The organism is Oxalobacteraceae sp. CFBP 8761, assembly GCA_014841595.1.
Taxonomy (GTDB): domain Bacteria; phylum Pseudomonadota; class Gammaproteobacteria; order Burkholderiales; family Burkholderiaceae_D; genus Telluria.
This window is the reverse complement of the sequence record JACYUE010000002.1, coordinates 260411-284957: the sequence shown is the minus strand read 5'-3', so window position 1 is coordinate 284957 and position 24547 is coordinate 260411. Positions and strand designations below refer to the sequence as shown.

Below are 24547 nucleotides of genomic sequence, written 5' to 3'. Positions count from 1 at the left end.
GATCAGGACCGGTAGTCGGCGTTGATCGTGACGTAGTCGTGCGACAGGTCGCAGGTCCAGACCGTGGCCGTGGCATCGCCGCGCGCGAGCTTGACGCGTACCGTGATCTCGGACTGCTTCATGATGCGCTGGCCGTCTTCTTCCCTGTAGTCGGGATTGCGACCGCCCGCCTTGGCGACCCAGACGTCGTCCAGGTACAGGTCGAGCTTCGTCACATCCAGATCGTCCACACCGGCGTAACCGACGGCCGCCAGGATGCGGCCCAGGTTCGGGTCGGATGCGAAGAATGCGGTCTTCACCAGCGGCGAATGCGCGATCGCGTAGGCGATCTTGCGGCACTCGGCCACGTCGGCGCCTTCGTCGACGGTGATGGTCATGAACTTGGTCGCGCCTTCGCCGTCGCGGATGATCTGCTGCGCCAGGTTGCGCGAAATGTCGGTGACGGCGTCTTTCAACGCTTCGTAATCCGCACCTTCGGCCTTGTCGATCACGAGCGAACCGGCGCCGGTGGCGACAATGATGAACGAGTCGTTGGTCGACGTGTCGCCATCGATCGTGATCGCATTGAACGAATGGTCGGCCGCATGCTTGACCAGTTCATCGAGCACCGGCTGCGCAACCTTGGCATCGAACGCCAGGTAGCCCAGCATCGTGGCCATGTTCGGCTTGATCATGCCGGCGCCCTTGCTGATGCCGCTCATCGTGACGGTGTGCCCGCCGATGGTGACAGTGCGCGACGCGGCCTTCGGCTGCGTGTCGGTGGTCATGATCGCCTCGGCGGCGTTGTACCAGTTGTCGGCTTTCAGGTTCGACACCGCGGCAGGCAGGCCGGCGACGACCTTCTGCAGCGGCAGCTGTTCCAGGATCACGCCGGTCGAAAACGGCAGCACCTGGCCCGGCTCGATATCGAGCAGCTTGGCCAGCTCGGCGCAGGTGGCCTGCGCATTGGCCAGGCCTTCTTCGCCCGTGCCCGCATTGGCATTGCCGGTATTGACCACCAGCGCGCGAATCGGCGCGCCGCCATTCTTGACGGCGGCCAGATTGGCTTTGCTGACCTGGACCGGCGCGGCGCAGAAGCGATTGAGCGTGAACACGCCGGCGACCGTGGCGCCTTCGGCCACGCGCATGACGAGGATGTCCTTGCGGTTGGGCTTCTTGATGCCGGCTTCGGCGAAACCGATCTCGATGCCGTTGACGGGTTTCAGGTCGGCTGCGACTGGCAGGGGGGAATTGACGGCCATGGTGATCTCGTTGGAAAAATTGCGAATCTCTTATTGTAACGGCACGATCCTCCGGTACGAAATTGCGGGTCAAAATAAACCGGCCGCGCTTCCCACGTTTCCCGATGCTACGTAGGGTGGACGGGTCTTCCCGTCCACGCGGTGATGGTTGGCCGCCCGGTCATCCGGCAATAAAACGAAGGGCCGTTCGTGGTAGCAACCGATAACGATCACCGCGTGGACGGCATAGCCGTCCACCCTACGCCAGCCAGACCGCCGGAATATCAGCGCCGCCAATGAAAAACGGCCGGGTTTCCCCGGCCGCCTTTACATGCTACTTGCAATCTGCGCTTACGCCAGCTTGCCGTGGCACTGCTTGAACTTCTTGCCGCTGCCGCAAGGGCATGGATCGTTACGACCGACCTTCACGCCCATGTAGCTGCTGTGGTCTTCGGCCGAGACCGCGTCGCCTTCGCCACCCTTGTTCGGGTTCGGATTGAACAGTTCTTCCGGCGCGGCCGACGGGTTGTAGTCGGCGTGCTGGTAGTTGACGTTCTCGAGCTGGGCCGCCTGCGCCGCCATTGCCGCTTCGGCTGCTTCGACTTCTTCACGCGACTGGATGTGCACTGTCATAACGGTGCGGATCACTTCGTTCTTGATCAGGTCCAGCATGTTCGAGAACAGCTCGAACGCTTCGCGCTTGTATTCCTGCTTCGGGTTCTTCTGTGCGTAGCCGCGCAGGTGGATACCCTGGCGCAGGTGATCCAGCGCTGCGAGGTGTTCACGCCAGTGGGTGTCGACGCTTTGCAGCATGACGTTGCGCTCGAAACCACCGAACGATTCGCGGCCCACGATGCCGACCTTGCTGTTGTACGACGTTTCCGCCGCCGTCAGCACGCGCTCGAGCAGGTCGTCGTCGTTCAGGTTCGGCTCGTCCTGCAACATCTGCTGCAGCGGCACGTTCAGGCTCCACTCGCCCGCCAGCGTCGTTTCCAGCGTCTTGACGTCCCACTGTTCTTCGACCGATTCGGCCGGTACATGGAGGCGCACCTGGTCGGTGAACACGCCCACGCGCAGCGAATTGATCATCTCGCTGATGTCGGTCGCTTCGAGCAGTTCGTTACGCTGGGTGTAGATCACCTTGCGCTGGTCGTTGGCGACGTCGTCGTACTCCAGCAATTGCTTGCGCACGTCAAAGTTGCGGGCCTCGACCTTGCGCTGGGCCGACTCGATCGAGCGCGAGACGATGCCCGCTTCGATCGGTTCGCCTTCCGGCATCTTCAGGCGGTCCATGATCGCGCGCACGCGATCGCCCGCGAAGATGCGCAGCAGCGCGTCGTCCAGGCACAGGTAGAAGCGGGACGAACCTGGATCGCCCTGACGGCCCGAACGGCCGCGCAGCTGGTTGTCGACGCGGCGCGATTCGTGGCGCTCGGTGCCGATGATGTGCAGGCCGCCGGCATTGACCACGTGGTCATGCAGCGATTGCCACTCGTCGCGCAGCGTCTGCGACTGGGCGGCTTTTTGCTCAGGGGTCAGGTTGCTATCGGCTTCGATGAGCTGGATCTGCTTGCCCATATTACCGCCCAGGACGATGTCGGTACCACGGCCGGCCATATTGGTGGCGATGGTGATCATCTTGGGACGGCCCGCCTGCGCGACGATTTCCGCTTCGCGTGCGTGCTGCTTCGCGTTCAGGACGTTGTGCGGCAGGTTAGCCTTGGTCAGGATGCCTGACAGCAGTTCGGAGTTCTCGATCGAGGTGGTGCCCACCAGGACCGGCTGGCCGCGCTCGTAGCAATCGCGGATGTCCATGACCATCGCGTTGTACTTCTCGTCGGACGTCTTGTAGACCTGATCCTGGCGGTCCTTGCGCTGCGACAGCCGGTTCGGCGGGACGACGACGGTTTCGAGCCCGTAGATTTCCTGGAATTCGAACGCTTCGGTATCGGCGGTACCGGTCATGCCGGCCAGCTTGCCGTACATGCGGAAATAGTTCTGGAACGTGATCGAGGCCAGCGTCTGGTTCTCGTTCTGGATGCGCACGCCCTCTTTCGCTTCGACGGCCTGGTGCAGGCCATCCGACCAGCGGCGGCCCGTCATCAGGCGGCCGGTGAATTCGTCGACGATCACGACTTCATTGTTCTGCACCACGTAGTGCTGGTCCTTGTGGTACAGGACGTGGGCGCGCAACGCCGCGTACAGGTGGTGGATCAGCGTGATGTTGCCGGCGTCGTACAGCGACGCGCCTTCAGGCAGCAGGCCCATCTCGGTCAGGATCGCTTCGGCGTGCTCGTGGCCCGATTCGGTCAGCAGCACGGTGTGCGCTTTTTCGTCCTTCAGGTAGTCGCCCGGGACTTCGATCTTGCCCTTGCCGTCCGGGGTTTCTTCGCCGATCTGCTGGACCAGCTGCGGCGGCACCGCGTTCAGGCGGATGTACAGGTCGGTGTGGTTCTCGGCCTGGCCCGAGATGATGAGCGGCGTACGCGCTTCATCGATCAGGATCGAGTCGACTTCATCGACCACCGAGAAATTCAGGCCGCGCTGGACGCGCTCGCGCAGGTCGTAGACCATGTTGTCGCGCAGGTAGTCGAAGCCGAATTCGTTGTTGGTGCCGTACGTGATGTCCGAGCTGTAGGCTTTCTGCTTGCTGTCGTGGTCGAGCTGCGACAGGTTGACACCGGTCGTCAGGCCCAGCCAGCCGTACAGTTCGCCCATCTGGTCGGCATCGCGCTGCGCCAGGTAATCGTTGACGGTAATGACGTGCACGCCCTTGCCCGACAAGCCGTTCAGGTAGACCGGCAGCGTGGCCATCAGGGTCTTGCCCTCGCCCGTGCCCATCTCCGCGATCTTGCCTTGGTGCAGGACCATGCCGCCGATCAGCTGCACGTCGAAGTGGCGCATCTTCATCACGCGCTTGGCCGCTTCACGGCAGACGGCGAATGCTTCCGGCAGGATCTCGTCGAGGGTCGTGCCCTTGGCCAGCCGGTCCTTGAATTCAGGCGTCTTGGCTTGCAGTTCCGCGTCCGAGAGCTGCTCCATCTGTGGCTCGAGCGCGTTGATGACACGCACGGTCTTTTGATATTGCTTGAGCAGTCGCTGGTTGCGACTGCCGAAAATCTGGGTCAGGAATGACATGCTTGGTTTCTAGTATTAAATACGCCGCAATAGACGCCAATGAGGGAGCCAAGATGATATCAAACAGATTTCACCAAAGACCGCGTTAGGCAAATAACCACTGATTTTATCATGCGATTCGGCCACACTTGGGGATCGTGGGCAGGATAACAAGTCCCGCAGGGACAGAAACGTTATCAGACTGCCTCGTATGGCGTGCAAAATCCCACCCTGCATTGCCCGGAAGCCGACGCTGCGCCGGGGTTTCCCCATCTGCCGCGCGCTGTGGTATGTTCCGAGCATGCAGCAACCTCCCCCAAAGCGCCCGGTCCATATCTTCGGCACCAAGAACCGGCAGACCTCGCACGCCGCCACCGACTTCCTGCGCTCGAACGACCGCCTGGCCAGCCTGATGCCGGCCATCACGCGCATGGCGCGCCTGCAGGCCGACTGCGCCGCGGCGCTGCCGGCCGTGTTTCACAACTGCGATGTGCTGTCGTTCCAGGAAGGGGTATTGATTCTGGCCGTGCCCAGCTCGGCGCTGGCGGCGCGGCTCAAGCAGATGCTCCCCAAGCTGCAGAGCACACTCATCGGGCGCGGCTGGCAGGTAGAATCGACCCGCATCAAGGTGCAGGTCACGCGCGCGCTGCCCGACAAACCCGAGATGCGCACGCTGGAGCTGCCGCCGACAGCGGTGCGCGCGTTCGAGGAACTGGCTGCGTCACTGCCGGACGACAAGCACAATCACGACCTGGTGGCAGCGCTCAGGGCGCTGGCGGCAAAAAGAAGATAGACGGCAGCGCCGGGATCAGCTCTGCGCCCACTCCCGCGTCATCTGCTTGACGTACGACGGCGGCGCTGTATCGAGCGCATCGAAGCTGACGATCTCGTACGAATCCGGCTGCGCCAGCAAGGCGCGCAGCAGGTCGTTGTTGAGTGCGTGGCCCGACTTGTGGGCCGTGTAGCTGGCCAACAGCGGATGGCCCACCAAATACAAGTCGCCAATCGCGTCGAGGATCTTGTGGCGCACGAATTCATCTTCGTAGCGCAGGCCGTCGGCATTCAGGATGCGGTATTCATCCATCACGATCGCGTTCTCGAACGAGCCGCCGCGCGCCAGGCCCATGCCGCGCAGGCTCTCCACGTCCTGCATGAAGCCGAACGTGCGCGCACGCGCCACGTCGCGCACATAGGTGATGTCGCCGAAGTCCACGCTCGCGCGCTGCATCGTGCCATCGACCGCCGGATGATTGAATTCGATGAAGAAGTCGAGCTTGTAGCCATTGTGCGGCGACAGGCGCGCCCACTTTTCGTTCGCGCCGCTGCCCTGGCGCACTTCGACGTCCTTCAGCACGCGGATGAACTTGCGGGCCGACGACTGCTCTTGCACGCCGGCCTGCTGCAGCAGGAACACGAACGACGATGCCGAACCGTCCATGATCGGGATTTCCTCGGCCGTCACGTCGATGACGAGATTATCGATGCCCAGGCCGGCGCAGGCCGACATCACGTGTTCGACAGTCGAGACGCGCGCATCGTCCTTGATCAGGACCGACGCCATGCGCGTGTCGCCCACGACGTGCGCGGAGCTGGGAATGGACACGATCGGGTCGAGATCGACCCGGCGAAACACGATGCCCGTGTCCGGACCGGCCGGGCGCAGCGTGAGTTCGACCTTGCGGCCCGAGTGCAGTCCGACGCCCGTGGCGCGGACCAGTTCCTTGATGGTTCGTTGTTTCAGCATGGATCGATTATAGCCCAGCGTCTCCGGCGCTGCTGCGCCCCTCCCCTGCTCCTCAGGGATGCTCGGCTTCGACGTGCTCTTTCTCATGGCGGATCAGATACAGGCCGCTGCCGATGATGATCGCTGCGCCCAGCAACGTGTAGCTGTCGGGCAGCGCGCGCCACAGCAGCCAGTCCAGGCCCACGCCCCAGGCCAGGGCTGAATATTCGAATGGCGCCACGCTCGACGCTTCACCGCGCGAAAACGCTTCGGTGATCGCCAGCTGGCCGATGAAACCCGACACCGCCAGGCCGCACAGGATCGGGATTTCACGGGCCGACAGCGGCACCCAGTCGGGCGCCGCCAGGGCGCCGGCGCCAATGGCGATCAGCACCATCAGCCAGAACACCGTGTGTTCGCTGCGGTCGGTCCGTGACAGCACCCGCACCGTGATCGCCGAGACGGCGTAGCAGGCGGCCGACCCCAGCACCGCCAGGCCGCCCACCGTCAGGAAGCCCGCGCCGCTGGGGCGCAGCACGACCAGTACGCCAATCAGCCCCACGCCAATGGCGACCCAGCGCGCCAGGTCGACGCGCTCGCGCAGCAGCAGGACCGACAAGGCCGTGATCAGGGCCGGTGCGATGAAGAAGATCGAATAGGCTTCGGCCAGCGACAGCTTCTGCAGGCCGAAGGCGAACAGCGCCAGCATCAGGATGCCCAGCCCGGCGCGCAGCAGGTGCATCGGCCAGCGCACCCGGAAGATGCCGGCAAACGCCCCGCGCCAGGCCACGTACAGGGCAATCAGGGGCAGCGAACAGATAGCGCGCAATGCGGCCACCTGCAGCGCCGGATAGCGCGCCGACAGCAGCTTCATGGCCGTGTCCATCAGCGCGAACATGAAGACGGCGAGCAGCATCGCGTAGATGCTGTACAGGTTTCCGGATGGGCGCTTCACGGTGCGGCGTTCCTTGTTGGCAGTGATAAAAAAACGGCGCCGCGGCGCCGTTTGTCATGGGGGGGCGTAGGGTGGACGGGTTTTCCCGCCCACGCATCCAACGAACCTCAACGCGCCACAAAATCAGCTTGATCTGAACGCGTGGATGGCACAGCCATCCACCCTACGGCCAGCTGGATGCCGCGCCGGTCGTTGCAACAAAAATCAGCCCAGCTTTTCCAGCATCGCTTCGGCGCTCGACGCTTCGACGCCCTTGGCGTCGAGGTCCAGCGTCTTGACCACGCCGTCGTCGACCAGCATCGCGTAGCGCTTCGAGCGCACGCCCATGCCGTGGGCCGAGTAGTCGTTGTCCAGGCCCAGCGCCTTGGTGAACGTGGCGTTACCGTCGGCCATCATGCGCACGATGCCGGTGGCTTTCTGGTCGCGGCCCCAGGCGCCCATCACGAACGCGTCGTTGACCGAGATGCACCAGATTTCATCGACGCCCTTGGCTTTCAGCGCGTCAGCATGCTTGACATAGCCCGGCACGTGCTGCACCGAGCAACCCGGCGTGAACGCGCCTGGCAGGCCGAAGATGACGATCTTCTTGCCCTTGACCAGATCGGCGACCTGGAACGTGTTCGGGCCCAGGCTGCAGCCTGCGGTTTCGTTCTCGATGAATTCGGCCAGCGTGCCGTCGGGCAGGCGTTCGCCAATCTGGATGCTCATGTTCGCTCCTGTGAAGGTTGTGTGAATCCGGCCATTATCGCCGATCCCGGCCCCGAACGTAAAAAGGGCCAGCTCACGCCGGCCCTTTCAACGGCGGCTGGCTCGCGCCAGCCGTCATGCCAAAACTCAGTCCGCCTGCTTGCGCAGGAACGCCGGAATGTCGTAGGTCTCGACGCCATTGCGCTGCATTGCCTGCACCTGCTCGGATGCCTGCTCGCGGCGCCACACGGCCGGCTGCTTCATGCCGCCCAGCGCGTCGGCGCTGGCCTTGCCGGCGGTCAGGCCACCGGCCACCGCTGCGGCGCCCTGCATCACTGGCGCGTCGTAGGTACCGGTGCGCATCACTTGCTGCGGCTGGACCAGCTGGATCGACTTCTTGTTCTTGCCCAGGCCCGTTGCGACCACGGTCACGCGGATCTCGTCGCCCATCGAGTCGTCGTAAGCGATACCCTGTGCGATCGACGCATCCGGCGCGGCGAAGGCGCGCACGGCGGCCATGACTTCCTTGATCTCTTTACCTTTCAGGCCACGGCTTGCGGTCACGTTGACCAGCACGCCCTTGGCGCCCGACAGGTCGATACCGTCGAGCAGCGGCGAAGCGACAGCCTGCTCGGCGGCGATGCGTGCGCGGTCGACGCCGGCGGCGGTCGCGGTGCCCATCATGGCCTTGCCCTGCTCGCCCATGATCGTCTTGACGTCGTTGAAGTCGACGTTAATATGGCCCGGCACGTTGATGATCTCGGCGATACCGGCCACCGCGTTGTTGAGCACATCGTCGGCGTGCTGCATCCAGTCAAGCATGCTTTCGTCTTCGTAGATGTCTTCGAGCTTTTCGTTCAGGATGACGATCAGGGAGTCGACGTGCTTGGTCAGTTCTTCGAGGCCCGCTTCGGCCACGTCCATGCACTTCTGGCCTTCGTACGAGAACGGCTTGGAGACGACAGCGACGGTCAGGGCGCCCATCGACTTGGCCACTTCGGCCACGATCGGTGCGGCGCCGGTACCGGTGCCACCGCCCATGCCGGCTGCGATGAAGACCATGTGCGCGCCGCGCAGTGCGTCTTCGATGCGCGAGCGCGATTGTTCGGCGAGCTGGCGACCGACTTCAGGACGCATCCCTGCGCCCAGGCCCGAATCACCGATCTGGATGATGTTGCCGGCGCTCGATACGGCCAGCGCTTGCGCATCCGTGTTCGCGGCGATGAACTCGACACCGGATACACCTTTATTGATCATGTGCTGAACCGCGTTGCCGCCGGCGCCACCGACGCCCACGACCTTGATCACGGTCCCCAGTGCTGCGTTATCGACCATATCGAACTCCATGATGTGCTCCCTAATTTTCAAAGTGCAGTTACGGGAACGAGGCCTGTGCGTATCTGGTTCGCCGCCTCAAACCGGTATCTGCGATTGTATGTAAAAAACTGTAATTCGTGATGAAATTTCGCTACCTAATTTGTTACCAAGTGCTAGTGCGATTGCATGTGCGTCAGAAGTTCCCCGCGATCCACTCCTTCATGCGCTGCCAGACTGCCTTCACCGAACCATCCTGGCGCGTGACGATGTGTCCGCGCAGGTACTGTTTCTTTGCTTCGAGCAGCAAGCCAAGCACGGTGGCGTAGCGGGGGCTGCGCACCACATCGGCCAATTGCCCGCGGTAGTCCGGCGTGCCGAGGCGTGCCGGTTTGAGGAAGATGTCTTCCGCCATTTCGATCATGCCGGGCATGATTGCGCTGCCGCCAGTCAGGACGATGCCGGACGACAGCACGCCTTCGTAGCCCGATTCGCGCACGGCCTGGTGCACCATCGCGAACAGCTCCTCCACCCGGGGCTCGATCACGGCCGCCAAAGCCTGGCGCGACAGGGCGCGCGGGCCGCGGTCACCGAGACCTGGCACTTCGAGTGTCTCGCCCGGGTCGGCCAGCACCTGCTTGGCCACGCCGTAGCGGATCTTGATATCTTCGGCTTCGCCGGTCGGCGTGCGCAAGGCCATCGCGATGTCGCTGGTGATCTGGTCACCCGCGATCGGGATCACGGCCGTGTGGCGGATCGCGCCATCCGAGAACACCGCGATGTCGGTGGTGCCGCCGCCGATGTCGATCAGCACCACGCCCAGTTCTTTCTCGTCGACCGTCAGCACCGCGTCGGCGGACGCCATCGGCTGCAGGATCAGGTCCGAGACCTCGAGACCGCAGCGGCGCACGCACTTTACAATGTTTTGTACCGCAGAGACCGCACCGGTGACAATGTGCACCCGCACTTCGAGGCGGATGCCGCTCATGCCGATCGGCTCGCGCACGTCTTCCTGGTTGTCGACGATGAATTCCTGCGGCACCGTGTGCAGCAATTGCTGGTCGGTCGGGATGTTCACTGCCTTGGCCGTCTCGATCACGCGCGCCACGTCGGTCGCCGTGACTTCTTTCTCCTTGATCGCCACCATCCCGCTCGAATTGAACGAACGGATATGGCTGCCGGCGATGCCGGCGTAGACGTTGCGGATCTTGCAATCCGCCATCAGCTCGGCCTCTTCCAGCGCGCGCTGGATCGATTCGACGGTGGCCTCGATGTTGACGACCACGCCTTTCTTCAATCCCCTGGACTCGTGCTGACCCAGCCCGATCACCTCGTGGCGTCCGTCGGACATCACTTCGGCGACCACGGCCACCACCTTGGAGGTGCCGATGTCGAGACCGACGATCAGGTTTTTCGCGTCTTTTGTCATTGCTGTAGCCTGCTCAGATTTGCTTGGTTGTTGTATTGGTTTTTGTATTCGGTGCGGCTTTGGGTTTCTTGGCTGCCTTGACCGGCTTCGTCGCATCCAGCGGCACGTTCAGCGCCGCCGACGACAAGGCCAGTCCGTTCGGATAGCGCATATCGATCGTATCGATACGGCCCTCCTGCAGCCGGGCCACCAGCTGCGGGTACACGCCGACCAGACGCGCGACGCGCTTGTTCAACGTGTTGCGATCCTGTTCGCGTCCCAGTTCGACGCTCATGCCATTATCCAGCTTCACGGTCCATGCATAGCGATTCGATAGCGACAACGCGTGCGGCACCAGCGCCACCTTGGCAAACGCCGTGCGCAGTTCATTGAAGCGCGCCAGCACATCCTTCTCGCTGCCCACCGGTCCATCGAACTCCGGGAGCGTCTGTTCATCGTCGGCTTCGGCAATATTGGCCGTAAACACGTCGCCCTTGACCGACAGCAGGCGGCCTTCGTCGCCCCAGGTGCCGAGCGCCTCGTGCTCTTCGACTTCGACCACCAGCGCATTGGGCCATTCGCGGCGCACCGTGGCGCGGCGTACCCAGGGCACGGTCTCGAACGTCGCGCGCACCTGTTCCAGGTCGGCGGTAAAGAAGTTGCCGCGAATTTTACCGACCACGCCGTTGCGCACGGTCAGTTCGTTCACGTGTTTCAGGTCGATCCCGTACATGCTCTCCACCGTCACCGAGCCCAGTGCGAACATCGGGCGCTGCGACAGCCACCAGACGCCGGTCACCAGCGCGGCGAGCACCGTCAGCGCCGTCAGGAAGCTGGCGGTTGCATTGAGGGAGCGGACGTCATGCCACATTGCGCTCAGTCCTTCACGTCGGGTTTCGCACCCCGGTTGCCCATCTTGAGCCGGGCCGAACGCAGGATCTCGACGCACAGGTCTTCGTAGCCGATGCCCACCGCGCGCGCCGCCATCGGCACCAGCGAGTGCGTCGTCATGCCCGGGGACGTGTTCACCTCGAGCAGGAACGGCCGCATGTCGCTCTCGCGCACCAGCACGTCAACGCGGCCCCAGCCTTCGCAACCGATCGCGCGGTAGGCGTTCACCGCATGACGCTGGATCTCCTGCGTCAGTTCGTCGGGCAGCGGCGCCGGGCAGTGGTATTGCGTGTCGTCGGTGAAGTACTTGTTCTGGTAGTCGTACTTGCCTTCGGGCGCGACGATCTCGACGATCGGCAGCGCGCGGGCGGCGGCGCCCTGCCCCAGCACGGCGACCGTGAATTCACGGCCGGTCACGAACTGCTCGGCCAGCACCGCGTCGTCCATGCTGGCCACGAGCGCGATCGCGTCGGCCAGCTGGTCACGCTCAAGGACCTTGGTGATGCCGATGCTCGAGCCTTCGAGCGGCGGCTTGACAATCAGCGGCAGGCCCAGTTCGGCGACCAGCGCATCCAGGTCGGTATCGGCGTCGACCGTCGCGTATTTTGGCGTTGGCACGCCTTCCATCAGCCACAGCTTCTTGGTGGTGATCTTGTCCATGCCGACGCTCGAGGCCATCACGCCGCTGCCGGTGTACGGAATGCCCAGCTGCTCGAGGGCGCCCTGCAGGCTGCCGTCTTCGCCATAGCGGCCGTGCAGCGCGATGAACACGCGATCAAAACCCTGCGCAGCCAGGTCGGCCAGGCTGTGCGTGCCCGGATCGAACGGGTGCGCATCGATGCCGCGGCTTTTCAGGGCCTGCAGCACGCCGCTGCCTGAAATAAGCGAGATTTCGCGCTCGGCCGAGCGGCCGCCGAACAGGACGCCGACCTTGCCGAAGACGGTGGCATCGAGAAGTTGAATGGTCGTCGTCATGCTCAGCCTTTCGCGTTGGTCAGTTGTTGCGGAATGCCGCTGATCGAGCCGGCGCCCATCGTCAGCACGACGTCGCCGTCGCGCGCCACGTTCAGGATGGCGTCGCGCATGTCGGCGATCGACTCGACGAAGATCGGTTCGATCTTGCTGGACGTGCGCAGTGCACGCGCCAGCGCGCGGCCGTCAGCGGCCACGATCGGCGCTTCGCCGGCCGGATACACGTCGGCCAGCAGCAGCACGTCCGGCGTGGCCAGCACCTTGACGAAGTCTTCGAACAGGTCGCGCGTGCGGCTGTAGCGGTGCGGCTGGAAGGCCAGCACGAGGCGCCGGCCCGGGTAGGCGGCGCGCGCCGCGGCCAGCGTGACTTCGGTTTCCACCGGGTGGTGGCCGAAGTCGTCGACCAGCGTGAAGCTGCCGCCGGACGCCAGCGCCACGTCGCCGTAGCGCGTGAAGCGGCGGCCCACGCCGCGGAACTCCAGCAGGCCCTGGGCGGTGGCAGCATCGTCGATGCCGATTTCGCGCGCGATGGCAATCGCCGAGCAGGCATTGAGCACGTTGTGCATGCCGGGCTGGTTCAGCACGAACTTGGTGTCGGCATAGCCTTCCTGGCGCACGGTGAAGTGCATGTGCGTACCATCGGCGTACGCATCCAGCGCGCGCACTTCGGCTTCTTCCGAAAAGCCGTAGGTGGTAACCGGCTTGGTCACCTGCGGCAGGATCTCGCGCACGTGCTTGTCGTCGATGCACAGCATCACGCGGCCGTAGAACGGCAGGCGGTGCGTGAAATTGACAAACGCGCTCTTGAGTTTCTCGAAGTCGTGCTCGTAGGTTTCCATGTGATCGGCGTCGATGTTCGTGATCACTTCGATCATCGGCGACAGGTTCAGGAACGACGCATCCGATTCATCGGCTTCGGCCACGATGTAGTCACCGCTGCCCAGCGCCGCATTGGCGCCGGCGGCAGTCAGGCGGCCACCGATGACGAAGGTCGGATCGAGCCCGCCCTGCGCCAGCACCGATGCGACCAGGCTGGTGGTCGTCGTCTTGCCGTGCGTGCCCGCAATCGCGATGCCGCGCTTCAGGCGCATCAATTCGCCCAGCATGATCGCACGCGGCACCACCGGCACTTTATTTGCGCGCGCCGCAACCACTTCCGGGTTGGCTTCGTTCACGGCGGTCGAGGTCACGACGACGTCCGCGCCCGCCACATTGTCTTCGTGGTGGCCCAGGTGCACGGTCGCGCCCAGGTCGGCCAGGCGCTGGCTGGCGGTATTGCTGCCCAGGTCCGAGCCCGACACCTGGTAGCCGAGATTGAGCAGCACTTCGGCGATGCCGCTCATGCCGCTGCCGCCGATGCCCACGAAGTGGATGTTCTTGATCTTGTGTTTCATGCTGCTTTTACCCTTGCTGCCAGTTGTTCGAGTTCGCGCGCGATCGCCTCATTGGCGTCGCGCTGGCCGACGCGCGCTGCCGCCTGCGCCATGACCAGGCACTGCTCGCGCGTCGTTTGCAGCAGACTTTTCAGTCGCTGCGGATTCAGTTCACCTTGCGGCAGGTGCACGGCCGCGCCTTGCCCGTCCATCCAGATCGCGTTGTCGCGCTGGTGGCTGGTGGTGCTGGCCACGAACGGCACCAGCACGCTGGCCACGCCGGCCGCCGTCAGTTCGGACACCGTGATCGCGCCGGCGCGGCAGATCACCAGATCGGCGTCGGCGTACGCCGCCGCCATATTGTCGATGAAGTCGACCACATTGGCCTGCACGCCAGCCTGTGCATACGCGGCGCGCAGCGCATCGATATTCTTCTTGCCCGACTGGTGCGTGACGATCGGCCGTGCCGCCGGGTCGATCAGGCTCAGGGCCGCCGGCACGCCATCGTTGAGCACCTTGGCGCCCAGGCTGCCGCCAACGACCAGCACGCGCAGCACGCCGGTGCGGCCGGCGAAGCGTTCGGCGGGCGCTGGCAGATCGAGGATCTGCTGGCGCACCGGATTGCCCGTGACGACGGCCTTGCCGGCCGCCTTGCCGAAATCGGCCGGGAAGCCGAACAGCACGCGCTGCGCCAGCGGCGTGAGCGTCTTGTTCGACAGCAGCAGCGCGGCGTCGGCATTGATCAGGGCCAGCGGAACGCCGGCGGCGCGCGCCATCATGCCGCCCGGCACCGTCACGTAACCGCCCATGCCCAGCACGACGTCCGGCCGACGCGCAGCCAGGTAGCGCCGGCAGGTCGCAAACGCGGCCGCCATCTTGAACGCGCCCTTGATGGTGTGCGCCAGGCCCTTGCCGCGCAGGCCGGCGAAGTCGATCGTGTCCATCGCGATGCCGGCTTTCGGCACCAGATCGGTTTCCATGCCGTGAGCGGTGCCCAGCCAGCTCACGTCCCAGCCGCGCGCGCGCATTGTCTGCGCGATTGCGATACCGGGGAAGATGTGGCCACCGGTGCCGGCGGCCATGATCATCAGCTTCTTGGTCATGTGCGGCCTCCGCGCATGCGCACGCGATTTTCGTAATCGATGCGCAGCAGGATCGCCAGGCCGACGCAGTTGAACAGCACGCCCGAACCGCCAAAGCTCATCAGCGGCAAGGTCAGGCCCTTGGTTGGCAACAGGCCCAGGTTCACGCCCATATTGATGAAGGTCTGCACGCCGATCCAGATACCGATGCCTTTCGCGGCCAGGCCGGCGAATACCTGTTCGAGCGCGATCGCCTGGCGGCCGATGTCGAAGGCGCGCTTGACGAGCCAGTAGAACATCGCCACCACGACCAGCACGCCGACCAGGCCCAGTTCTTCCCCGATGACCGCCATGATGAAGTCGGTATGCGCTTCGGGCAGGTAGAACAGCTTTTCGACCGAGCCGCCCAGGCCCACGCCAAAGAATTCGCCGCGACCGAACGCGATCAGCGAGTGCGTCAGCTGATACGCCTTATCCAGCGCATTGCCCTCTTCCCACGGGTTCAGGTAAGCGAACATGCGCGCACGGCGAAATGGCGAGAGCGCGATGATCGCGCTGAAGATCACGACCAGCAGCGCGCCGATGCCGCCGAACCAGATGATGTTGATCCCGCCCAGGAACAGGATGCCCATTGCGATGCAGACGATCACGCCGAAGGCGCCCAGATCCGGCTCCATCAGCAGCAGGCCCCCCACCAGGCCAATGGCCACGACCATCGGCACGAAGCCCTTGGTCAGCTTGTGCATGTACTCTTGCTTCCTCACCGTGAAGTCGGCCGCGTACAGCACCACGGCGATCTTCATGATTTCGGACGGCTGCACCATGAATACCTTCAGCGACAGCCAGCGGCGCGCGCCGTTGACCGACACGCCCAGGCCCGGAATCAGGACCAGCACCAGCAGCACCAGCGTGCCGATGAAGATCATCGGCGCATGGCGCTGCCAGACCGCGATCGGCACGCGGAACACGACGGCCGCCGCCACCATCGAGACGAGGATGTAGACCGCCTGGCGGTACAGGAAGTATTCGTTGCGGTCCTGCAGATAGCGGAATTTCGGCGAATCGGGCAGCGCGATCGACGCCGAGTACACCATCACCATCCCGAACAGCATCAGGAGCAGCGTGACCCAGACCAGCGGCTGGTCGTAATCCATCATTTTCGACGGCCGGCTGCGCCCGTCGACAGTGGCGTCGACGGCGTTGCCGGAAAACTTGAAGGGCAGCTGGAAGGCCATCAGATCTCCTGCCCTTTATCGAGTGCGATGTCGCGCACGGTGTCGACGAACACCTGTGCGCGGTGCGCGTAATTGGTGAACATGTCCAGGCTGGCGCACGCTGGGGACAGGAGCACTGCGTCCCCGGAACGCGCCAAACCGGCCGCGCGGCGCACGGCCTGCGGCAAGTCGTCGAGGTCGAACGCCGGCACGCCGGTCGCATCGATCGCGGCGCGCACGGCGGGCGCATCGCGGCCGATCAGCAGCACGGCGCGGGCATATGCCGCCACGGGCTGGGCCAGCGGCGAAAAGTCCTGCCCCTTGCCGTCGCCACCGGCGATCAGCAGGATCTGCTGGTCGGCGCCAGCAAAGGCCTTGCCCAGGCCCTGCAGCGCAGCGACGGTGGCGCCGACATTGGTGCCCTTGCTGTCGTCGTAATAGTCGACGCCGTCGATGGTGGCCACCAGCTCGACGCGGTGCGGCTCGCCCGCATACTCGCGCAGGCCGTGCAGCAGCGGCGCCAGCGGCAGGCCGCAGGCGCGGCACAGGGCCAGCGCGGCCAGTGCATTGGCGGCATTGTGCAGGCCGCGAATCTTCAGCGCATCGGCCGGCATCAGGCGGCCCACGATGGCGTCGACCTGTTCGCGGATTTCACCGCGTTTGAGTTTCTTGTCACTTGCCTCGCCCGCAACCGCATTGGCCAGCCACAGCACGCCGCGCTCGTCGATCAGGCCGAAGCTGTCGGCGTCCTTCGGTTCATCGGTGCCGAAGGTGAACAGCGGCGCATCGACCGCCATGCGCATCACGCGCGCATCGTCGCGATTCAGGACGCGCACGGTATCAGGCCCGAAGATGCGCGCCTTGTCGGCTGCATAGGCATCCATCGTGCCGTGCCAGTCGAGGTGATCCTGCGTCAGGTTCAGCACCGTCGCAGCGTCGGCATTGAGACTGAATGTTGTATGCAGCTGGAAGCTGGACAACTCCAGCACCCAGGCTTGCGGCAATTCGTTCGCATCGATCGACTCGCGCAGCACGTCCAGCGCGGCCGGGCTGATATTGCCAGCCACGCGCGTGGTCAACCCCGCGCGGCGGCACAGCAGGCCCGTTAGGCTCGTCACCGTCGTCTTGCCGTTGGTGCCCGTGATCGCGATGACTTTCGGTGCATAGCCGCTCTTCTCGCGCAGCTGCGCCAGCGCCTGGGCGAACAGTTCGATTTCGCCCCAGACGGGAATGTCGCGGGTAGCAGCGGCAGGCATGATGGCGGCCAGTTCGCGATCCGGGGCCAGGCCCGGGCTGACGGCGACGAAGTCGACGCCATCGAGCAGGTCGGCGCCAAATTCGCCGGCGACGAATTGGGCATCCGGCGCGGCCGCGCGCAGCGCCGGCAGACGTTGTGGTTCCGCACGCGTATCGGCCACGCGCACGCGTGCGCCACCCCGCGCCAGCCAGTGCGCCATCGCGAGCCCGGATTCACCGAGGCCAAGTACCAGTGCGAGTTTGCCGTCGTAGTTCATTAACGCAGTTTCAGTGTAGAGAGACCGACCAGGATCAGCACGATGGTCACGATCCAGAAGCGGACCACGACCTTGGTTTCGTTCCAGCCCTTTTGTTCAAAGTGGTGATGCAGCGGCGCCATCAGAAACACGCGGCGGCCGGTGCCATAGCGCTTCTTCGTATACTTGAACCAGGTCACCTGGATGATCACGGACAGCGTTTCGGCCACGAACACGCCGCCCATGATGAACAGGACGATTTCCTGGCGCACGATGACGGCGATCGTGCCCAGCGCGCCGCCAAGGGCCAGCGCGCCGACGTCGCCCATGAACATCTGGGCCGGGTGCGCGTTGAACCACAGGAAGGCCAGGCCCGCGCCGGCCATCGCGCCGCAGAAGATCAGCAGTTCGCCGGCGCCCGGGATGTACGGGATCAACAGGTATTTCGAGAACGTCACGCTGCCGGTGAGATACGCGAACAGGCCCAGGGCCGCGCCGACCATCACGGTCGGCATGATCGCCAGGCCATCGAGGCCGTCGGTGAAGTTCACGGCGTTGGACGCACCGACGATCACGCAATAGGTCAGCGCGATGAAGCCCCAGACGCCCAGCGGATAGCTGATGGTCTTGAAGAACGGGACGATCAGGTCGGCCTTTGGCGGCAGGCTCATCGAGAAGCCCGACTGCACCCAGGCGTAGAACAGTTGCGCGACTTCCCATGGATTGGCGGCCGAGACCGAGAATGCCAGGTACAGGGCCGAAGCGATGCCGATCAGCGACATCCAGAAGTATTTTTCGCGCGAGCGCATGCCTTCCGGGTCCTTGTAGACCACCTTGCGGTAATCGTCGACCCAGCCGACGGCGCCAAAGCCCATCGTCACGACCAGCACTGGCCAGATCAGGCGGTTCGACAGGTCGCACCACAGCAGCGTCGAGATGCCGATCGCGATCAGGACCAGCACGCCGCCCATCGTCGGGGTGCCGTGCTTGGTCAGGTGGCTTTGCGGGCCGTAGGTACGCACGGCCTGCCCGACTTTCAGTTCGGTCAGTTTGCGGATGACGATCGGGCCGGCCACGAGGCCGATGGTGATGGCCGTGATGGTGGCGAACACCGCGCGGAACGTGAGGTAATTAAACACGCGCAGCGGACCGAGATAGTCCTGAAAGTATTGTGCGAGCCAGAGAAGCATATTAGTGGGCGTCCTTGCCAAGGGGGGTTGATCCGGTCAGGTGCAGGACCACGCGTTCCATTTTCATGAAACGCGAGCCCTTCACCAGCACAGTCGCGTCCGTATTGCTGCCCAGTTTTTTATCCAGTGCTGCCAATAACTCGTCGAACTGCTCGTAATGCTGTGCTCCCGACGCGGCCAGATGGCGCGCCAGCTCGCCTGTCGCGAGCACGGTGTCGATGCCACGCGTGTGTGCGTAAGCCCCGATTTCTTCGTGAAATTCTTTGCCCTGCGCGCCGACCTCGCCCATGTCGCCCACCACCAGGATGCGCGGCGCAGGATACGCGGCCAGCACGTCGATGGCAGCGCGCATTGAATCGGGATTGGCGTTGTAGGTATCGTCGATGACGGTCGCGCCGCCGGCGGCCTGCTTGCGCTGCAGGCGCCCGCCGACCGGTGCAAAGGCTTCGAGGCCGCGCACGATGGCGTCCGGTTTGACACCGGCGCCGAGAGCACAGGCAATCGCGGCCAGCGCATTGCGCACATTGTGTTCGCCGGCCGCGGCCAGCTTGATGGCGAACTGCGCGCCGCGTGCGCTCACCTGCAGGTCGCTGCCGAAACCATTGCTCGTGTAGTCGGCGCGCACGTCGCAGGCGTCAGTCAGGCCAAACGTGATGACGTCGCAGGCAGCCAGGCCGCGCCACAGGTCGGTGTACACGTCGTCGCCCGGGAACACGGCCACGCCGTTTGGCGCGAGGGCTTGCAGCACCGCGCCATTTTCGCGCGCCACCGCTTCCACGGTGTGCATGAATTCCTGGTGCTCGCGCTGCGCATTGTTCACCAGCGCGACCGTCGGCGCGGCGATGGCCGCCAGGCGGGCGATCTCGCCCGGATGGTTCATGCCCAGCTCCACCACCGCGGCGCGATGGGAGGCCGTCAGGCGGAACAGCGTGAGGGGCACGCCGATCTCGTTGTTCAGATTACCCTGCGTGGCCAGGCGCGCTTCTTCGCCCACTGCCGCCGCCAGGATCGATGCGATCATTTCCTTGACCGTCGTCTTGCCGTTGCTGCCGGTGACGCCGATGACGGGCAGATCGAACCCCGTGCGCCAGGCATGCGCGATGCGGCCCAGCGCAACCAGCGTGTCGGGCACGACGATCGCCGGCAGCGTCCAGCCTTCCGGCAGCGCCGACACGACCACCGCCGCGACGTCGCGCGCGGCGACCTGGTCGAGGAAATCGTGGGCGTCGAACGACTCGCCGCGCAGCGCGACGAACAGCGCGCCGGCGTCGACCTTGCGGCTGTCCGTCGACACGCCACCAAAGGCGACATCCGCGCCGACGAGGCGCGCGCCGGGAATGGCCGCCACGAGTTGTGCCAGGGTACCGCGCATCAATGCGTCCTCAACATGGTAAGCCGCGCCGTCAATGCGAGCGAAGCGTGGTCCGTATCCGAAAACGGCATCTTGCGTCCCTTGATTTCCTGGTAAGGCTCATGGCCCTTCCCGGCCAGCAGGATCACGTCCTGCCTGGCGGCCTGTTTCACGGCCAGCAGAATGGCCGACGCGCGGTCTTCCACCGTCTGCAGGCGCGAGCCTGGTGCGTTGGCGTCCATCCCCGCCACGATCTGGGCGATGATGGCCGCCGGCTCTTCGCTGCGCGGGTTGTCGCTGGTGACGAGCACCTGGTCGGCGGCCTGCGCGATGCGGCCCATTTGCGGGCGCTTGCCCGGATCCCGGTCGCCCCCGCAGCCAAACACGCACCACAGCTGCCCGCCGCGGTCAGCCGCCACCTGGCGCAGCGCATCCAGGGTTTTTTCCAGCGCGTCCGGCGTGTGCGCGTAGTCGATCACGACCATCGGCGCATCCTGCCCGCCCATCTGCTGCATGCGGCCCGGCGCCGGGACCAGCGATTCGATCGCCTCGACCGCGCTTTTGAGCGCCACGCCCCGCGCCAGCAAGGCGCCCAGCACCGCCAGTGTATTGCTCACGTTGTAGTTGCCTACCAGGCGGCTGCGGATGGTCGCGCTGCCCGCGGGCGTCTCGACCTGGCATTCGGTGCCGGCGTTCTTGCTGCGCATGCCGCTGGCGCGCAGGACGGCCACGCCATCCGGCACAGCAGCAGTGGCGTCCAGCGTATAGCCCGTGACGGCCAGCGCCGGGAAGTTCGCGCGCAGATGCGCCACCAGGCGCTGCCCGGCTGCGTCATCCAGGTTCACGATCGCGTGCTTCAGGCCCGGCCACTCGAACAGCGTGACCTTGGCCGCCTCGTAGCTCGCCATGTCGCCATGGAAGTCGAGGTGGTCGCGCGTCAGGTTCGTGAAGATCGCCACGTCGACATGCATGCCGGCCGTGCGCTGCTGCACCAGGCCGATGGACGAGGCTTCGATTGCCAGCGCCGTGGCGCCCTTGCCATTCAGCTCCGCCAGCGTCTGCGCCAGCAGCACGGCATCCGGCGTCGTGTAGCCGGTGACGTCGAACTGCGCTTCAGTCTTTGCCTTGGGCGCGATGACGCCCACGCCCAGCGTGCCGATCACACCCGCGGTCTCGCCCAGGCGCGCCAGCGCTTGCGCGGTCCACAGCGCGCACGAGGTCTTGCCGTTGGTGCCAGTGACGGCGACGGTAAACATCGCGCTGTCCGGCTGGTCCAGCACCGCATGCGCGATCGGCCCGGCCAGCTGTTTGAGGCCGGCCACGGCCAGGTGCGGCGTCGTGACGGTGTCAGGCCAGGTGAAGTCCTGGTCGTCATACACGATGGCGGCGGCGCCCGCGTCGGCAGCCGCGCCGATGAAGCGGCGGCCATCCTGCGCATCGCCCGGATAGGCAAAGAACACGTCGCCCGGCTGCACGCGGCGCGAGTCGGAAACGAGACGGCCGCCCGGTGCGGCGGCAGCGATCCAGTTGCGGATGTCGTTCAGGCTTGGGCTCATCACATGCTCTCCTCTAATGGGACTTCAGGAATGATGATGTCCGTGATGGAGGAATCGGGCGGCACGTTGGCTGCGCGCAGCGCGCTGGCAAACAGGTCGGCAGCCGTCGGTGCGGCGACGCTGCCGCCGGTGCGCAGGGCGCCGCTCGGATCGTCGACCATCACGGCGATGATGAAGCGCGGCTTGGACATCGGCCCGATGCCGGCGAAATAGCCGATATTGTTGGTGCGCGAGTAGCGGCCGTTGACGAGCTTTTCGGCCGTACCGGTCTTTCCGCCGATGCGGTAGCCGGCGACCTGCGCTTTGGACGCCGTGCCCTGCGGGCCAACCACCGATTCGAGCATCGTGCGCACCTGCGCTGCGGTCTTGGGCGAAATCACCTGCTGGCCGACCGGCTCTTCGTTGACCTTCACGAACGACAGCGGAATGATGTCGCCGTTGCGCGCGAAGATCATGTACGAGCGCGCCATCTGCAGCAGCGAGACCGACAGGCCGTGGCCGAAGGCCATGTTCGCGTACTCGATCGGGCGCCACGATTTCCATGGCCGCACGCGGCCGGCGGTCGCGCCCGGGAAGCCGAAGCGCGGCGCCTGGCCGTAGCCGACCTTGGTGTACATCTCCCACATTTCCTGCGGCGGGATGCGCTGCGACACCTTGACGGCGCCGATATTCGACGACTTCTGGATGATGCCGCTGACCGTCTGCACGCCATAGTTGTGCGTGTCGCGAATGCGCTTGCCGGTGATCGTCATCCAGCCCGGGTTATTGTCGAACACCGTGTCGGGCGTGATGCGGCCCGTGTCCAGGCCCAGGCCGATGGTGATCGGCTTGATCGTCGAACCCGGCTCGAACGTGTCGGTGATGACGCGGTTGCGCAGCTGCTCGCCGGTCAGCTTGGAGCGGTCGTTCGGGTTGTAGGTCGGGTAGTTCGCCAGCGCCAGCACTTCGCCGGTGTGCACGTCGAGCACCACGGCGGCGCCGGCCTTTGCATTGAACTTCTCGACGGCGTTCTTGATACTGGTAAACGCAATGTATTGCAGCTTGCTGTCGACCGACAGCGTCAGGTCGCGCCCCTGGTGCGGTTCACGGAACATGCCCAGATCTTCGGCGATGTGGCCCAGGCGGTCCTTGATCACGCGGCGGCTGCCAGGCACGCCCATCAGCGTTTTCTGGTGTTGCAGCTCCATGCCTTCCTGGCCCTTGTCTTCCACATTGGTGAAACCGACCAGGTGGGTGACGACTTCGCCCTGCGGGTAGAAGCGCTTGTATTCCTTGCGCGTGTCGAGGCCATTGATCTTGAGCTTCTCGATTTCGGCGATCACCGGCATTTCGACCTGGCGTTTCAGGTAGACGAAGGTGCGGTCCGAGTCGAGCTTCTTGCGGATGTCGGCTTCGGGCATGCCCAGCAGCTTGGCCAGTGCAGTGATTTTTTCCGGTGGCGAGGCCAGCACGTCTTCGGGGATCGCCCACACGGCGCGCACCGGCAGCGACGTGGCCAGCACGGCGCCGTTGCGGTCAAGGATGCGGCCACGGGTAGCCGGCAGTTCAAGTGTGCGCTCGTAGCGGCTCTTGCCCTGGCTTTGCAGGAACTGGTTCGACACGCCCTGCAGCCAGACGGCGCGCACGGCCAGCGCGGCAAACGACGCGAACAGGACGAACAGCACCATGCGCGAGCGCCAGTCGGGCAGGCGCACCGCGAGCACCGGGCTCTTGGTGAATGCAACGCCCTTCGAGGCAGCAACGCGTGCGCCGGATTTGGAAGCACCGCGCGTCATGGGGCGCCTTCGGTCAGGTATTGGGTACGGGCGGGCGTGAGCGGCGCCATATTCAGTTCGGAACGGGCAATCTGCTCGATGCGATCGTTCTTGGCCAGGCGCGACTGGTCGAGCTGGAGCTGGTCCCAGTCGACGTCGAGCTGGCGCGCGTGCTGCTGCAGGCGTTCGAGTTCGATCAGCAAATGGCGCGCCTGGTAGCGGGCGTTGACGACCGACAGCGCGCAGCCGACCAGCAGCGTGGTAAGAAACACGTTGACCTTCACGCTCATGTCGGCGTTCCCAGGCGTTCGGCGACGCGCAGCACGGCGGAGCGCGAGCGCGGGTTGTCCGACACTTCGGCATCCGATGGCTTGATCTTCGTGATCAGCTTCATCAACGGCTGCGGCAGATCGACGGCGCGGATCGGCAGGCGGCGGTCGGGCTGTTCGACATTGGCTTTGGATGCGAAGAATTGCTTGACCATGCGGTCTTCCAGCGAGTGAAAACTGATCACCGACATGCGGGCGCCAGGCGCGAGCATGCTGTAGGCAGCGGTCAACCCCGCTTCGAGGTCTTCAAGCTCTTGATTGATGAAAATCCGGATAGCCTGAAAGGTCCTGGTTGCCGGATCCTTGCCTTTCTCCCTGCTTTTGACCGTGCTTGCCACGATTGCGGCAAGCTGTCGTGTGCTTGAAATTGGTTCGACTGCGCGGCGAGCAACAATCGCCTTTGCAATCTGAAAAGCAAACCGCTCTTCTCCATAATTGCGTATCACCTTTTCCAAATGGTTTTGCTCTGCCGTCGCGACCCATTCGGCCGCCGACATGCCGCGCGTGGTGTCCATGCGCATGTCGAGGGGGCCGTCCTGGCGGAAGCTGAAGCCGCGGCTGGCGTCGTCGACCTGGGGCGAGGAAATGCCCAGGTCAAGCAGGATGCCGTCGACCTGATGAATGCCGCGCGCGGCAAGCGCGTCGGCCATCGTGGCAAAGCTGTCGTGAACAATGCTGAAACGCGGATCGTCGATCTGCTCCGCGGTTGCAATGGCTTGCGGGTCCTTGTCGAACGCGATCAGGCGCCCCTCGGGGGCCAGGCGCGACAGCAGCAGGCGGCTGTGACCGCCGCGACCGAAGGTCCCGTCTATATACGTACCGGAAGCACGTGCGCCGCTCAGCTCGAGCGCATCGACTGCTTCGTCAAGTAGCACCGTGCGATGCTGATAATCAGGCACCGTCAAAGAATCCGTCATC

The 24547-nt window shown here is 64.6% G+C and carries 20 protein-coding genes; 1 reads left to right on the top strand and 19 read right to left on the bottom strand.

Annotation, left to right across the window (positions count from 1 at the left end):
* Positions 1-2 precede the first annotated feature (2 nt).
* Together argJ and secA are read right to left on the bottom strand one after the other, a co-directional pair.
* Positions 3-1241, bottom strand: coding sequence for a bifunctional glutamate N-acetyltransferase/amino-acid acetyltransferase ArgJ (gene argJ, locus IFU00_13710; protein MBD8543336.1), 1239 nt, complete (start codon positions 1239-1241; stop codon positions 3-5).
* A 330-nt stretch (positions 1242-1571) separates the two neighbouring features.
* A complete protein-coding gene (secA, locus tag IFU00_13705) occupies positions 1572-4358 on the bottom strand; it encodes a preprotein translocase subunit SecA (protein ID MBD8543335.1) in 2787 nt (928 codons plus the stop codon).
* A 280-nt stretch (positions 4359-4638) separates the two neighbouring features.
* Between secA and IFU00_13700 the strand changes: the two genes are divergently transcribed.
* Positions 4639-5130, top strand: a complete 492-nt coding sequence (locus IFU00_13700; protein MBD8543334.1) for a DUF721 domain-containing protein — start codon at positions 4639-4641, stop codon at positions 5128-5130.
* Positions 5131-5145: 15 nt separating this feature from the next.
* Here the strand turns inward: IFU00_13700 and IFU00_13695 are convergent, their stop codons facing one another.
* The 17 genes from IFU00_13695 to rsmH all read right to left on the bottom strand — a co-directional run bounded on the left by IFU00_13695 (position 5146) and on the right by rsmH (position 24546).
* Complete coding sequence (locus IFU00_13695; protein MBD8543333.1) at positions 5146-6081, bottom strand: UDP-3-O-acyl-N-acetylglucosamine deacetylase; 936 nt, start codon at positions 6079-6081, stop codon at positions 5146-5148.
* A gap of 52 nt (positions 6082-6133) precedes the next feature.
* Positions 6134-6976 (bottom strand): DMT family transporter, encoded by an 843-nt coding sequence (locus IFU00_13690; GenBank protein ID MBD8543332.1) that lies wholly within the window; start codon positions 6974-6976, stop codon positions 6134-6136.
* A 243-nt stretch (positions 6977-7219) separates the two neighbouring features.
* On the bottom strand, positions 7220-7723 hold the full coding sequence (locus tag IFU00_13685) for a peroxiredoxin (GenBank protein MBD8543331.1): 504 nt from the start codon (positions 7721-7723) through the stop codon (positions 7220-7222).
* 126 nt (positions 7724-7849) lie between these two features.
* Positions 7850-9049: a cell division protein FtsZ gene (ftsZ, locus tag IFU00_13680; GenBank protein MBD8543330.1), complete on the bottom strand. Its 1200-nt coding sequence runs from the start codon at positions 9047-9049 to the stop codon at positions 7850-7852.
* A 163-nt stretch (positions 9050-9212) separates the two neighbouring features.
* Positions 9213-10445, bottom strand: a complete 1233-nt coding sequence (gene ftsA, locus IFU00_13675) for a cell division protein FtsA (protein ID MBD8543329.1) — start codon at positions 10443-10445, stop codon at positions 9213-9215.
* A gap of 13 nt (positions 10446-10458) precedes the next feature.
* The gene (locus tag IFU00_13670; protein ID MBD8543328.1) at positions 10459-11295 is read right to left on the bottom strand and encodes a cell division protein FtsQ/DivIB; all 837 of its coding nucleotides are present in this window, start codon (positions 11293-11295) and stop codon (positions 10459-10461) included.
* Between the two features lie 5 nt (positions 11296-11300).
* Positions 11301-12290 carry a D-alanine--D-alanine ligase gene (locus IFU00_13665; protein MBD8543327.1) on the bottom strand — a complete coding sequence of 330 codons (990 nt, stop codon included), beginning with the start codon at positions 12288-12290 and terminating at the stop codon, positions 11301-11303.
* A gap of 2 nt (positions 12291-12292) precedes the next feature.
* Positions 12293-13681 carry a UDP-N-acetylmuramate--L-alanine ligase gene (locus tag IFU00_13660; GenBank protein MBD8543326.1) on the bottom strand — a complete coding sequence of 463 codons (1389 nt, stop codon included), beginning with the start codon at positions 13679-13681 and terminating at the stop codon, positions 12293-12295.
* On the bottom strand, positions 13678-14748 hold the full coding sequence (gene murG / locus IFU00_13655; protein MBD8543325.1) for an undecaprenyldiphospho-muramoylpentapeptide beta-N-acetylglucosaminyltransferase: 1071 nt from the start codon (positions 14746-14748) through the stop codon (positions 13678-13680). The genes IFU00_13660 and murG overlap by 4 nt, the downstream gene beginning before the upstream one ends.
* Before the next feature lie 11 nt (positions 14749-14759).
* On the bottom strand, positions 14760-15977 hold the full coding sequence (gene ftsW / locus IFU00_13650) for a putative lipid II flippase FtsW (GenBank protein MBD8543324.1): 1218 nt from the start codon (positions 15975-15977) through the stop codon (positions 14760-14762).
* A complete protein-coding gene (locus IFU00_13645) occupies positions 15977-17470 on the bottom strand; it encodes a UDP-N-acetylmuramoyl-L-alanine--D-glutamate ligase (GenBank protein MBD8543323.1) in 1494 nt (497 codons plus the stop codon). Before IFU00_13645 ends, ftsW begins: the two co-directional genes overlap by 1 nt.
* Entirely contained in the window at positions 17470-18639 is a 1170-nt protein-coding gene (locus IFU00_13640; protein ID MBD8543322.1) for a phospho-N-acetylmuramoyl-pentapeptide-transferase, read from the bottom strand. The genes IFU00_13645 and IFU00_13640 overlap by 1 nt, the downstream gene beginning before the upstream one ends.
* Position 18640: 1 nt before the next feature.
* Complete coding sequence (gene murF / locus IFU00_13635) at positions 18641-20011, bottom strand: UDP-N-acetylmuramoyl-tripeptide--D-alanyl-D-alanine ligase (protein MBD8543321.1); 1371 nt, start codon at positions 20009-20011, stop codon at positions 18641-18643.
* The gene (locus tag IFU00_13630) at positions 20011-21546 is read right to left on the bottom strand and encodes a UDP-N-acetylmuramoyl-L-alanyl-D-glutamate--2,6-diaminopimelate ligase (protein MBD8543320.1); all 1536 of its coding nucleotides are present in this window, start codon (positions 21544-21546) and stop codon (positions 20011-20013) included. Before IFU00_13630 ends, murF begins: the two co-directional genes overlap by 1 nt.
* Positions 21546-23321 carry a penicillin-binding protein 2 gene (locus IFU00_13625; GenBank protein ID MBD8543319.1) on the bottom strand — a complete coding sequence of 592 codons (1776 nt, stop codon included), beginning with the start codon at positions 23319-23321 and terminating at the stop codon, positions 21546-21548. Before IFU00_13625 ends, IFU00_13630 begins: the two co-directional genes overlap by 1 nt.
* Positions 23318-23590, bottom strand: a complete 273-nt coding sequence (ftsL, locus tag IFU00_13620) for a cell division protein FtsL (protein ID MBD8543318.1) — start codon at positions 23588-23590, stop codon at positions 23318-23320. Before ftsL ends, IFU00_13625 begins: the two co-directional genes overlap by 4 nt.
* Positions 23587-24546, bottom strand: coding sequence for a 16S rRNA (cytosine(1402)-N(4))-methyltransferase RsmH (rsmH, locus tag IFU00_13615; GenBank protein ID MBD8543317.1), 960 nt, complete (start codon positions 24544-24546; stop codon positions 23587-23589). Before rsmH ends, ftsL begins: the two co-directional genes overlap by 4 nt.
* Between the last annotated feature and the right edge of the window lies 1 nt (position 24547).